The 12,735-nt window shown below is 55.0% G+C and carries 8 protein-coding genes; 5 read left to right on the top strand and 3 right to left on the bottom strand.

The features are described 5' to 3' along the window. The first annotated feature begins 52 nt into the window (after window positions 1-52). From queA to uvrA, 5 genes are all read left to right on the top strand, one after another. Window positions 53-1,105, top strand: coding sequence for a tRNA preQ1(34) S-adenosylmethionine ribosyltransferase-isomerase QueA (gene queA / locus OU789_RS07855; protein WP_274654826.1), 1,053 nt, complete (start codon window positions 53-55; stop codon window positions 1,103-1,105). A gap of 204 nt (window positions 1,106-1,309) precedes the next feature. Beyond that, window positions 1,310-2,578, top strand: a complete 1,269-nt coding sequence (locus OU789_RS07850; protein WP_274654824.1) for an MFS transporter — start codon at window positions 1,310-1,312, stop codon at window positions 2,576-2,578. A gap of 81 nt (window positions 2,579-2,659) precedes the next feature. Next, a complete protein-coding gene (locus OU789_RS07845; protein ID WP_263952959.1) occupies window positions 2,660-3,232 on the top strand; it encodes a DUF924 family protein in 573 nt (190 codons plus the stop codon). 120 nt (window positions 3,233-3,352) lie between these two features. Continuing rightward, window positions 3,353-4,744: a dihydrolipoyl dehydrogenase gene (gene lpdA, locus OU789_RS07840; RefSeq protein WP_263952960.1), complete on the top strand. Its 1,392-nt coding sequence runs from the start codon at window positions 3,353-3,355 to the stop codon at window positions 4,742-4,744. A 200-nt stretch (window positions 4,745-4,944) separates the two neighbouring features. After that, window positions 4,945-7,806 (top strand): excinuclease ABC subunit UvrA, encoded by a 2,862-nt coding sequence (uvrA, locus tag OU789_RS07835; protein ID WP_274654821.1) that lies wholly within the window; start codon window positions 4,945-4,947, stop codon window positions 7,804-7,806. Between the two features lie 142 nt (window positions 7,807-7,948). On the opposite strand, the gene mmsB is transcribed toward uvrA, so the two are convergent. From mmsB to OU789_RS07820, 3 genes are all read right to left on the bottom strand, one after another. Beyond that, the gene (gene mmsB / locus OU789_RS07830) at window positions 7,949-9,871 is read right to left on the bottom strand and encodes a 3-hydroxyisobutyrate dehydrogenase (protein WP_274654819.1); all 1,923 of its coding nucleotides are present in this window, start codon (window positions 9,869-9,871) and stop codon (window positions 7,949-7,951) included. Beyond that, window positions 9,868-11,016 carry an acyl-CoA dehydrogenase family protein gene (locus OU789_RS07825; RefSeq protein WP_274654817.1) on the bottom strand — a complete coding sequence of 383 codons (1,149 nt, stop codon included), beginning with the start codon at window positions 11,014-11,016 and terminating at the stop codon, window positions 9,868-9,870. Before OU789_RS07825 ends, mmsB begins: the two co-directional genes overlap by 4 nt. Before the next feature lie 134 nt (window positions 11,017-11,150). Then, the gene (locus tag OU789_RS07820) at window positions 11,151-12,650 is read right to left on the bottom strand and encodes a CoA-acylating methylmalonate-semialdehyde dehydrogenase (RefSeq protein WP_263952964.1); all 1,500 of its coding nucleotides are present in this window, start codon (window positions 12,648-12,650) and stop codon (window positions 11,151-11,153) included. Window positions 12,651-12,735 lie beyond the last annotated feature (85 nt).

Raw genomic sequence — 12,735 nt, 5'->3', positions numbered from 1 at the left:
TTGTTTGGGTGTAACCGGTTATTTTTGCCAAATGACGCCATAAGGATGCGGTATGAAGCTTTCGGATTTCGATTTTGACCTACCAGAGGACTTGATCGCAACGCGGCCAGTCTCTCCGCGCGAGGCGGCACGGCTTTTGGTCTCTGACGGAACAGAGATTGAGGATTTGCATGTCGCAGATCTTTTGAAGCAGTTTCGCGAAGGTGATCGGCTTGTCTTGAATGATACCAAAGTTATCCCTGCGCGACTCTTTGGCGTGCGTCGCCGCGATAGCGCGCAGGGGCCGACCGAAGCACGGATCGAAGTGACCTTGCTTGCACCCGAAGCAGACGGAAGCTGGAGCGCGTTGATCAAGCCGCTCAAAAAGCTGCGCGAGGGTGAGACAGTGGAGTTTTCCGCTGGCCTGACTGCTGAGCTTGTTGCGAAAGATGCGGGCCAAGGGCGGATCAAATTCAACCTTACGGGCGACGATTTCGATGCAGCTTTGGCAGAAGCGGGAGCAATGCCGTTGCCGCCCTATATCGCTGCCAAACGTCCCGCCGATGCGCAGGACAAAGAGGATTACCAAACTGTCTTTGCCCGTCGCAAAGGGGCGGTTGCCGCGCCGACGGCTTCGCTTCATCTCACGCGCGAGATGCTTGAAGCTCTAGAAAGCAAGGGCGTAGACATCACCTATGTAACGCTACACGTGGGCGCAGGGACGTTTCTGCCTGTGAAGGTTGATGATATTTCCGAACACAAAATGCACGCTGAATGGGGCGAAGTGAGCGAAGCGGCCGCCGCCGACATTCGCGACACCAAGGCCAAAGGCGGTCGGGTGATCCCTGTTGGAACCACGGCGCTACGGTTGATTGAAACTGCAGCCCGCGAAGGCGAGATAACACCATGGGTTGGGCCGACAGATATTTTCATTACGCCGGGCTTTGAGTTTAAGGTGGCTGATGGTTTGATGACCAATTTCCACCTGCCGAAGTCCACATTGATGATGCTTGTTTCTGCGTTTATCGGAACGGAGCACACCAAAGAAATCTATGGCCATGCCATAGAAACCCGCTATCGGTTCTTCTCTTATGGAGACAGTTCGCTCCTTTGGCGGAACGGTTAGGCAAGCATTATCTCGCCGCCGGTGGAAGTGATCCACGCCGTAAAATCACAACGGGTTGTCGTTTCAAATCCACTCAGGCAGGGTGGGGTTCGACAAGATGCCAGAAGCGGGTGCGCCCGCGAGATGATAGTGTAAGCAATTGAAATAAAGGGTGAAAGCCGCCGACATGGCCCGCTTCATCCGAATCTAACAGGAAAACGCGCGATGTTTCAGGTTTTGAGCAGCAGTTGGGCTTTGCTTCTTGGAGTGATGTTCCTGATGGTGGGCAACGGCCTGCAGGGTACGCTCCTTGGTATTCGTGGCGGAATCGAGGGTTATTCGACCCTTTGGATGTCGGTCATTATGACGGGCTATTTCATTGGGTTTCTTGGCGGCTCGCGGCTTGCGCCGGCGATGATCCGGCGAGTGGGGCATGTGCGTGTGTTTGCTGCACTCGGTTCTTTTATCTCGGCGATCATGATCCTCTATCCTGTGGTTGTGGATTATCCGAGTGGCTGGTTCATCGGGCGTGTGCTCATCGGGTTCTGTTTCTCTGGCGTTTATGTAACAGCCGAAAGCTGGCTTAATGATGCGGCAGACAACGAAAACCGCGGTAAGGCGCTGTCGATTTACATGATCGTTCAAATGGTCGGCATCGTCTCTGCGCAAGCGCTTTTGGCTTTTGGGGATCCGTCTGGTTACACGCTGTTTATCATCGCCTCCGTGCTGGTTTCGATTTCCTTTGCACCGATTTTGCTGTCGGTTGTACCGATCCCAGCGTTTGAACGGACCGAACCACTCAGCCTCTTGGAACTCTGGCGGATTTCGCCTTTGGGGATTGTCGGGATTTTCCTATTGGGCAGCGTCTTCGCGGTTCAATTCGGCATGTCGGCGGTTTGGGGTCTGCAGGCTGGTCTAAGCGTTCGGGAAATTTCGGTGTTTGTGTCGATGATCTATGTTGGCGCGCTGGTGCTGCAATATCCGGTGGGGTGGCTATCTGACCGAATGGACCGCCGCGTTTTGATTTTTGCGATTGCGGTTTTGGGCGGCGGCGGTGCTTTGCTTGGTGTGTTGGCGGGGGATTACTTCCCGCTGCTCGTGTTGGCGGGCTTTATGGTCGGTGGTACGTCCAATCCGCTCTATGCGCTCCTCATCGCCTATACCAATGACTATTTGGAACACGACCAGATGGCGGCGGCCTCTGGCGGTATGATCTTTGCATCCGGTGTTGGCGCAATTGGCGGACCGTTGGTGCTCGGTTGGGGCATGGATTTCGTGGGGGCGGGGGCCTATTTCGGGTTGCTCGCGCTCTTGATGCTTGGTGTCGCAGGGTACGCGCTCTGGCGGATGTCGCAGCGCCCAGCGCATCAGACAGATGCAACCGGCGCCTATGCTCCGGTTTTCCCGCAAGCTTCTCCGGCAGCTGTTGAATTCGCGCAAGAAGTGGCCATTGAGGCCGCACTTGACGAAGAAGACACACAAAACCGTCACTAAAGCATGGTTTTTCTTGCCAAATTGTAAATGTTTTGCGACGATTCGTTTACGGGGGACAGGTCGCAGCAATGGAGGTTTGCCATGCTGAAATCAGAAGACGTCCTTGCCTTTTGGCTGGATGAAGTAGGGCCGAAGGGCTGGTACATGGGCGGCGAGGAGCTTGATGCGCGTATTCGCGACTTCGCGCTTCCGACGTGGGAGGCGGCGATGGCCGGGCAACTTGGCCTTTGGCTAACCCATCCAAGCGGTGTCCTTGCCTATCTCATTCTAATGGATCAGTTCCCGCGCAATATGTTCCGCGGCGAGGGTAAAGCCTTTGCATCGGATGCCAAAGCCTTGGCGGCGGCGAAATGCGCGATTGATCGCAAATGGGATATGAAGATCGACGAGCCTGCGCGGCAGTTTTTCTATCTTCCTTTGATGCACTCCGAATGCCTCTCGGATCAGGAACGCTGTGTGCGCCTGATGAAAGAGCGGATGCCGGAGAGCGGCGATGACAATCTTCTTCATGCAAAAGCGCATCGTTATGTGATCCGTCGCTTTGGCCGATTCCCCTATCGGAACACGGCTCTGGATCGCGAAGAAATGCCATTGGAAGCCGAATTTCTTAAAGGTGGCGGCTATAAATTAGCTGTCGAGGCTCTAAGCGCATAGAAAAAGGCGTTTAAAATCAAAGCGCCTGTCCCTGCGTCACTTACGGCGGGTGCAGGGCTGTTGATGTGTATTTCAAGATAGTTTAGTATTGAACTAATTCTTGAAACGGAGTGCTTTTTCATGTCTTCCAAATCTTTTGATGTTGTCGTTATCGGGGCCGGCCCCGGCGGTTATGTTGCGGCGATCCGTGCGGCACAACTCGGGATGAATGTTGCGATTGTCGAACGCGAACACCTTGGCGGTATCTGCCTGAACTGGGGATGTATCCCGACGAAAGCGCTCCTGCGGTCGAGCGAAATCTACCACCAGATGGAACGCGCCAAGGAATTTGGCCTTTCTGCCGAGAAGATCGGCTTTGACCTCAAAGAGATCATCGCCCGCTCGCGCGGCGTGGCCAAACAAATGGCTGGCGGCATCAAGCACCTGATGAAAAAGAACAAAGTCACGGTGTTCATGGGCGAAGCAAAAGTGCTCAAGGGCAAGGTTTCGGTAAAGTCCGACAAAGGTACCGAAGAGCTGACCGCCAAGAACATCATCCTTGCCACTGGCGCCCGCGCGCGCGAGCTTCCTGGGCTAGAGGCAGATGGTGATCTGGTTTGGACATATAAGCACGCGCTTGATCCTGTTCGGATGCCGAAAAAGCTGCTGGTCATCGGCTCCGGCGCGATTGGCATTGAATTTGCAAGCTTTTACAACACCTTGGGTGCGGATACGACCGTCGTTGAGGTGATGGATCGTGTGCTTCCGGTTGAAGATAAAGACATTTCTGCCTTCGCGAAGAAGCAGTTCGTGAAGCAGGGAATGAAGATCATGGAAAAAGCTATGGTCAAGAAACTCGACCGCGCCAAAGGTAAAGTCACCGCACATATCGAAGTGGGCGGCAAGGTCGAGAAGCACGATTTTGATACTGTGATCTCTGCTGTTGGTATCGTTGGCAACTGTGAGAACCTCGGCCTCGAAGAGCTGGGTGTCAAGATCGACCGCACGCACGTTGTAACAGACGAATTCTGCCGCACTGGTGTTGATGGTCTCTATGCGATCGGCGATATCGCGGGCGCTCCTTGGCTTGCTCACAAAGCCAGCCACGAAGGCGTTATGGTTGCCGAACTCATTGCCGGTAAACATGCGCATCCGGTCAAACCAGAGAGCATCGCGGGCTGTACCTATTGTCAGCCACAGGTTGCCTCTGTCGGGTATTCCGAAGCTAAGGCCAAAGAGCTGGGTTACGACGTTAAGGTTGGTAAATTTCCGTTTATTGGCAACGGGAAAGCCGTTGCTCTGGGCGAAGCTGAAGGCTTGGTGAAAACGGTGTTTGACGCGAAAACAGGCGAGCTTCTTGGCGCGCATATGGTTGGTGCCGAAGTTACCGAATTGATCCAAGGTTATGTGGTGGGCCGAACGCTCGAAACCACTGAAGAAGAGCTGATGAATACAGTATTCCCGCACCCGACCTTGAGCGAAATGATGCACGAAAGTGTGCTGGACGCCTACGGCCGCGCGCTGCACATCTGATCGATTTGCAATAAGTTTCCGAGGGCCGGAGCAGGGATGCTTCGGCCCTTTTGCGTTTTTCGACTAGGGCGGCGTAGGCTCACGCATTCGTGTTGGCCTTCTGGGCGATATATTCTGCAAATGTTCCTTTTATGTTCCATTTCTGCTTGGCAGCCCCTTCGCTTTGCCTTATCCCTTAAAGAAGTCTTAAGAGGTGGGTCATGGCCGAGTTGAAAAACATCGAAGTTCGCGGCGCGCGCGAGCATAATCTCAAGTCGATTGACGTTGATATTCCACGGGATCAACTCGTTGTTGTGACTGGTCTTTCTGGCTCCGGGAAATCCAGTTTGGCGTTTGATACGATCTATGCCGAAGGGCAGCGTCGCTACGTCGAATCTCTGTCGGCCTATGCGCGCCAGTTCCTCGATATGATGGAGAAGCCGGACGTTGATCATATCTCCGGCCTGTCACCAGCTATCAGTATTGAGCAGAAAACCACCAGTAAAAACCCGCGCTCGACGGTCGGGACGGTCACTGAAATCTACGACTATTTGCGTTTGCTCTTTGCGCGCGCCGGTACGCCCTATAGCCCCGCAACTGGCAAGCCAATCGAGGCACAACAGGTGCAGGATATGGTGGATCGCGTCATGGCTATGGAAGAGGGCACGCGCGGCTATCTTCTCGCGCCGATGGTGCGTGACCGCAAAGGGGAGTACCGTAAAGAATTCATAGACTTACGCAAGCAGGGCTTCCAGCGTGTCAAGGTTGATGGCGAGTTCTATGAGCTTGATGCGCCCCCCACATTGGACAAGAAATTCCGCCATGATATCGACGTTGTGGTCGACCGTATAGTGGTGCGTGAAGGTATGGAAACCCGTCTCGCAGACAGTTTCCGAACCGCGCTTGATCTGGCCGATGGCATCGCGATTCTAGAGACTGCGCCACGTGGTGAGGAGGAGCCCGAACGCTTCACCTTCAGCGAGAAGTTCGCGTGTCCTGTGTCCGGCTTCACAATCCCTGAAATCGAACCGCGGTTGTTCTCGTTCAACGCACCTTTCGGCGCTTGCCCAACGTGTGATGGTCTTGGAATGGAGCTGTTTTTCGATGAGCGGCTGGTCGTGCCGGATGTCACCCTAAAGGTTTATGACGGGGCGCTTGCGCCATGGCGAAAAGGCAAATCTCCGTATTTCTTGCAGACCATCGAAGCCATCGCAAAGCATTACGAATTTGATAAGAACATCGCGTGGAAAGACCTTCCCAAGGCTGCGCAGCAAGTATTTCTTTACGGTTCCGGCAAAGAAGAAATCCCGTTCCGGTATGATGAAGGGGGCCGCGTATACGAAGTGACGCGCCCGTTCGAAGGTGTCATTCCCAACATGGAGCGTCGCTATCGAGAGACGGATAGCAACTGGATTCGAGAAGAGTTCGAGCGCTACCAGAACAACCGCCCCTGTGGTGCTTGTGGTGGCTACCGGCTTCGCGAAGAGGCGCTTGCGGTTAAAATTGGCGGATTGCATGTGGGGCAGGTGGTCCAGATGTCGATCCGTGAAGCGCTTGAATGGTGCGAGAGTGTACCCGAGGCGCTGAGCAAGCAGAAAAACGAAATTGCCCGTGCCATCCTGAAAGAAATCCGCGAACGGTTAGGATTCCTTAATAACGTCGGTTTGGATTATCTAACGCTAAGCCGAAATTCAGGCACACTTTCAGGCGGCGAAAGCCAACGCATTCGACTGGCAAGCCAGATTGGTTCAGGCCTCACAGGCGTTCTCTATGTGTTGGATGAGCCTTCGATTGGTCTGCATCAACGTGACAACGGTCGTTTGCTTAAGACTTTGAAAAACCTGCGAGATCAGGGCAATACAGTCATCGTGGTCGAGCACGATGAAGAAGCGATCCGTGAGGCGGACTATGTGTTCGACATCGGCCCTGGGGCGGGGGTCCATGGCGGAAAGGTCGTTGCAAAAGGCACACCAGAAGAGATCGTTTCGGAGGCCTCGTCCATTACGGGGCAATACCTAAGCGGTGTGCGCGAGATTCCGGTTCCTGCGGAACGGCGCAAGGGAAATGGTAAACATGTTAAGGTTTGTAAAGCGACGGGGAACAATCTCAAAAACGTTACTGCGGACTTCCCGCTTGGAAAATTCGTTTGTGTAACCGGGGTGTCTGGCGGCGGAAAATCGACGCTGACCATCGAGACATTGTTCAAGACAGCAAGCATGCGCCTTAACGGTGCGCGGCAGACACCAGCGCCATGTGAAACCATCAAAGGGTTGGAGCATCTGGACAAGGTGATCGACATTGATCAGCGTGCGATCGGCCGCACACCACGCTCCAACCCAGCGACCTATACAGGGGCCTTTACGCCCATCCGTGACTGGTTCGCCGGACTGCCCGAAGCGAAGGCGCGTGGGTATAAGCCTGGCCGGTTTTCATTCAACGTGAAGGGGGGGCGTTGCGAGGCCTGTCAGGGGGACGGTGTCATCAAGATCGAGATGCATTTCCTGCCTGATGTCTATGTGACTTGCGAGACCTGTAACGGCGCGCGATATAATCGTGAGACGCTGGAAATTCGCTTTAAAGGCAAAAGCATAGCCGACGTTCTTGATATGACGGTTGAGGACGCGCAGGAGTTTTTCCAAGCGGTTCCAAGCATTCGTGACAAGATGGATGCGCTTATGCGTGTCGGGCTTGGATACATCAAAGTCGGACAGCAAGCGACGACACTTTCCGGCGGTGAAGCACAGCGGGTGAAGCTCTCGAAAGAGCTGGCAAAACGTTCGACAGGGCGCACACTTTATATTCTGGATGAACCGACAACTGGGCTTCATTTTGAGGATGTGAAAAAGCTGCTGGAGGTGCTGCACGAGCTTGTTGATCAGGGCAATACAGTGATCGTCATCGAGCACAATTTGGACGTTATTAAAACGGCGGATCACATCATTGATATTGGCCCTGAAGGTGGCGATGGCGGCGGTAGAATTGTCGCCAAAGGCACGCCAGAGCAGGTTGCGAAAACCGAAGGTAGTTATACGGGGCATTATCTGAAGGAAATGCTTGGCGCGAAGCGATTGGCCGCCGAATAATCCGGTTTTGTTAGGATTAATTAAGATAAACGCCGCGGGTGCTCTCCGCGGCGTTTATGGTTCTTAGGTCGTCTTTATGCACTGTTAACCAAGTTGTTGCGGAAACCGCAGCACTTCTGTGCGCCGAAAAACTGGGTCTAAACTATTCCCGACCACGCTTTTCGAACCGCGGGAGCATGGCAGAGAAATCCATACCTTTTCCGTCTTCGTCCTCAACGAATTTCTCATATAGCGCCAGTGCCATTTTTCCCATTGGCGTATCGGCATCGACGCTTTCCGCAGCTTGCTGCGAGAGGCCCAAATCCTTCAGCATGAGTTCCGCCGCAAACCCAGGTTTATAATCGTTGTCCGCGGGACTCTGCGGGCCGACGCCGGGAGCGGGGCAGTATGCGTTCATGGTCCAGCTATAGCCAGAGGAGGTGCTGACCACGTCGAACATTTTTTGACGGTCCAGTCCTAATTTGTCAGCCATTGCAAAGGCTTCGCAGGTGGCGATCATAGTGACGCCAAGGATCATGTTGTTGCAGATCTTGGCGGCTTGGCCTGCGCCTGCATCGCCGCAGTGAACAGATTTTTGGCCCATGATATCAAGCAGGGGAAGTGCAGCCTTGTAGGCCTCTTCGCTCCCGCCGACCATAAAGGTGAGGGTGCCTGCTGCCGCGCCTGTGATGCCACCAGAAACCGGTGCATCAGCGGCGAGAAGGCCACGTTTTTTGGCGGCTTCGCTCACTGCGCGTGCGCTTTCTACATCGACAGTGGAGCAATCAAGCAAGCAGGCGCCGTCTTTCATAACGGGGAGGATATCTTCGGCCACGGAATTCAGGATTGCGCCGTTCGGCAGCATGGTGATGACGATATCGGCATCTTGCGCGGCGTCCTGTGCACTGGCGGCTTTGTTAACTTTTTCAGGGCAGGGCGCAACGAGATCAAAACCGTTAACGTCATGGCCCGCATTGGCCAGATTGGTTGCCATTGGGCCACCCATATTGCCGAGTCCGATAAAACCGATTTTCATAGTTTGGCCTTTCTCTTCTTTGCTGAACCCATCCTTGCCAAGCGGCATCAGGAGGCGGGAAATCAGTACCGGCGGAACATCTTCGACGCTCTCGTGTTTCCATACGGGCGCGTTGTCTTTGTCGATCAGACGCGCGCGGACACCTTCGATAAAGTCGGTCTCTTCGATGGCGCGATGGGTGAAGCGGTACTCTTGTTCCAGCACTTTCCAGATTGTCAGGTTAGAGGCGCGCTGACGGTGGATGAGTTCCACTGTTGCGCACATGGAGATGGGGGATTTGGATGCGATGGAGTCCAGACATTTGGACGTAAAATCAGTGTCATGTGTGCGCAGGCTGCGGACGATATCGCCCATGGATTCGCCCGCAAAATGCGCGTTGATGTCGTCCATCATCGGCTCGTAGCGGCCAGCGGGCGGCGTTTGACCGAAGGTATCGACAACATTGAAATCACCAGTTTCAGCTAGTTTTTCGATCAGTGCGGGCCATTCAGATTGCGGGATAAAGGTATCGGCGAAACCGGCGAAAATCGCATCTGCAGGGCCCATGCGTCCCGCCGTAGTCCCGAGGTATTCCCCAAGGCGACCAGGAGCTTGGCCAAGGAGCCAGCTTCCACCTACATCAGGGATGAGACCGATCACGGTTTCTGGCATTGAGATTTGCGAATTTTCACAGACAACGCGATGTGAGGCATGGCATCCGAGCCCGACGCCGCCGCCCATAACATAGCCGTGCATGAGGCTTACGATAGCTTTTGGATATTCAAACAGCTCGGCGTTCATTCGGTATTCTTCGCGCCAGAATTTCTGGGCTTTTTCAACCTGACCGCTCGTGCCCCAACCGTGGATTTCGGCCACGTCGCCGCCTGCACAAAAGGCTTTCTCGCCTTCGCCGTCAATCACAACCAGCGTGACGCTATCGTCCTCTGCCCATGCGCGCAGAACGGGGCTTAACTCGGCCAGCATACCGGCCGACAGCGCGTTCATCGCCTTGGGGCGGGTGAGGGTAATGCGGCCGATTTTTCCTTGTTTTCGGGCGTGGATGAGGCTCATTGGTTTCGCTCCGCCAGTAGGGTGCGCGCGGTGATCATGCGCATGATTTCATTGGTGCCTTCAAGGATTTCATGGACGCGCAGGTCACGTACGATTTTTTCAATCCCATAGTCGGCGAGATAACCATAGCCGCCGTGAAGTTGCAGGCATTGGTTGGCGGTTTTGCTGCCGGTTTCGGTGACAAACCGTTTCGCCATGGCGCAGAATTTGGTTGCGTCGTGGGCACCAGTATCGAATTTCCATGCCGCTTGGCGCAGGAACGTTCGGGCGGCTTGCATTTCGATTTCCATGTCCGCGAGGCGGAATTGTAGTGCCTGAAACTGGTCGATGGATCTACCGAAGGCTTTGCGCTCGCCCATGTATTGCAGCGTTAGGTTGAGTGCGTTCTGTGCCGCGCCAAGAGAGCAGGCCGAGATGTTCAAACGTCCGCCATCAAGCCCAGCCATTGCATATGTGAAACCTTTGCCGCGTTCGCCGAGCAAGTTTGTGGCAGAAATGTGGCAATTGTCCAATTGCACTTGGCGCGTGGGCTGGCTTTTCCAGCCCATTTTCTGTTCCAGCCCGCCAAAGCTCAATCCTTCGGTTCCGTCTTCCACAACCATAGCGGAAATGCCTTTCGGGCCGTCTCCATCGGTGCGGGCCATAACGATATAGGCGTCTGCGTAGCCGCCGCCGGAGATGAACGCCTTTGTGCCCGTGAGGGAAAAGCCACTCTCTGTTTCTTCAGCGCGGGTCTTGAGAGCGGCGGCATCGGAGCCGGATCCAGGTTCAGTCAGGCAGTAGGCAAAGAGCCGTTCCATGGTGATCGCATCACCGAGATATTTTGCGCGTAGGTCTTCGCTGCCAAATTTGTCGATCATCGCGGCGCACATATTGTGGATCGAGAGCATCGCCGCCACCGAAGGGCAGGCTGCCGAAAGCGCCTCAAACACCAGCGTTGCGTCAAGCCGAGTGAGGCCCGCGCCGCCGTTTTCTTCGCTAACGTAAAGGCCGCCGAAGCCGAGTTCGGCCAGTTTGGGCCAGAGGTCTTTCGGGATTTCGCCCGCTGCTTCCCATGCTTGGGCATTGGGTGCGATCTCTTCCTGCCCGAAGGCAAAGGCCATGTCGTAGATTGTGGATTGCTCGTCTGTAAGTGCAAAATCCATGGGGGCTCCTCCGATCCTCGTGAATTGAACGCTTGTTTAGTTTTTCAATGTTGCAAGAGTATTGCAAGCCGCAAGATTGCGGTGAAAAGTTTTGGATAGAAAAAGGGCCGGAGGTGTGCTCCGGCCCGATATGTTTAGTCCATGGCTTTGAAGTTGAACTCGCCGCCTTCTTTGATGCCCGAAGGCCAGCGGGAGGTTACGGTCTTGGTGCGTGTGTAGAATTTGAACGCATCGGTGCCGTGTTGGTTCAGATCGCCAAAGCCGGATTTTTTCCAACCGCCGAATGTGTGATAGGCCAGCGGCACAGGGATTGGCACGTTGATGCCGACCATGCCGATGTTGATCCGGTTGGCAAAATCGCGGGCGGTGTCGCCGTCGCGGGTATAGATCGCGGTGCCGTTGCCATATTCGTGGCTGAGGGCGAGGCCGATGGCTTCTTCGTAGGAGCCAGCGCGGACGGTCGAAAGGACAGGGCCAAAGATCTCTTTCTTATAGATGTCCATGTCTGGTGTGACGTGGTCAAAGAGGTGCGGCCCAACAAAGAAGCCGTCTTCGTAGCCTTGCAGGCTAAAGCCTCGGCCATCAACGGCCAGCGTTGCGCCTTGCTGAACACCGGATTCAACCAATGCTTCGATGTTGGCTTTGGCCGCCGCTGTTACGACGGGGCCGTAGTCCACGTCATCGCCAGCTGTGTATGGGCCAACCTTGAGCGCTTCAACGCGCGGGATAAGCTTCTCGATGAGCTTGTCGGCGGTTTCTTCGCCCACGGGAACCGCAACAGAGATCGCCATGCAACGTTCGCCCGCAGCGCCATAGCCCGCGCCAACAAGGGCGTCAGCGGCTTGGTCAAGATCGGCGTCTGGCATGATGATCATGTGGTTTTTCGCGCCACCGAAACACTGTACGCGTTTGCCGTTCGCACAGCCGCGCTCGTAGATATACGCAGCGATTGGGGTGGAGCCAACAAAGCCCACGGCCTGAATGGTTTCGTTATCAAGGATCGCATCCACGGCTTCTTTATCGCCGTTGACCACCTGAAGAACGCCATCAGGCAGGCCGGCCTCTTGGAAGATTTCGGCGAGCATCAGCGGCACGGAAGGATCGCGCTCGCTTGGCTTGAGGATAAAGGCGTTCCCGCAAGAAAGCGCAGGGCCCATTTTCCAGAGTGGGATCATCGCAGGGAAGTTGAACGGTGTGATACCTGCCACAACGCCGAGCGGCTGTTTCATCGAATACATATCAATGCCGGGGCCAGCGGAATCGGTGAATTCGCCTTTGAGGAGGTGCGGCGCGCCGATGCAGAATTCGATGACTTCGAGGCCACGCTGCACGTCACCTTTGGCGTCAACGAAAGTTTTGCCGTGCTCGCGGGACAGGGCTTCGGCAAGCTTGTCCATATCGCGGTTGATAAGCTGTACGGCTTTCATCATCACGCGGGCGCGGCGCTGTGGGTTGGTTGCGGCCCATGCAGGTTGCGCTTCGGCTGCGGCGGCAACGGCGGCATCAAGCTCGGCTTGTGACGCGAGCGGCACTTTGGCCTGCACTTCGCCTGTCGCTGGGTTGAACACGTCTGCAAAGCGGCCGGATGTGCCTTTGACGTGCTTGCCATTGATGAAATGGGTGAGTTCGGTCATGGAATATTCTCCTCCGTGAAAACTGCGTGCATAGAGGGTTTCTATGCGTCGGGCGTAGAATAGGCTTGCAAAATTGTATGTAAAA

The sequence above is a fragment of the Halocynthiibacter sp. C4 genome (genome assembly GCF_028823805.1).
GTDB classification, from domain to species: Bacteria; Pseudomonadota; Alphaproteobacteria; order Rhodobacterales; family Rhodobacteraceae; genus Falsihalocynthiibacter; species Falsihalocynthiibacter halioticoli.
Note: the sequence above shows the minus strand (reverse complement) of the source record. Positions and strands in the feature narration are given on the sequence as shown.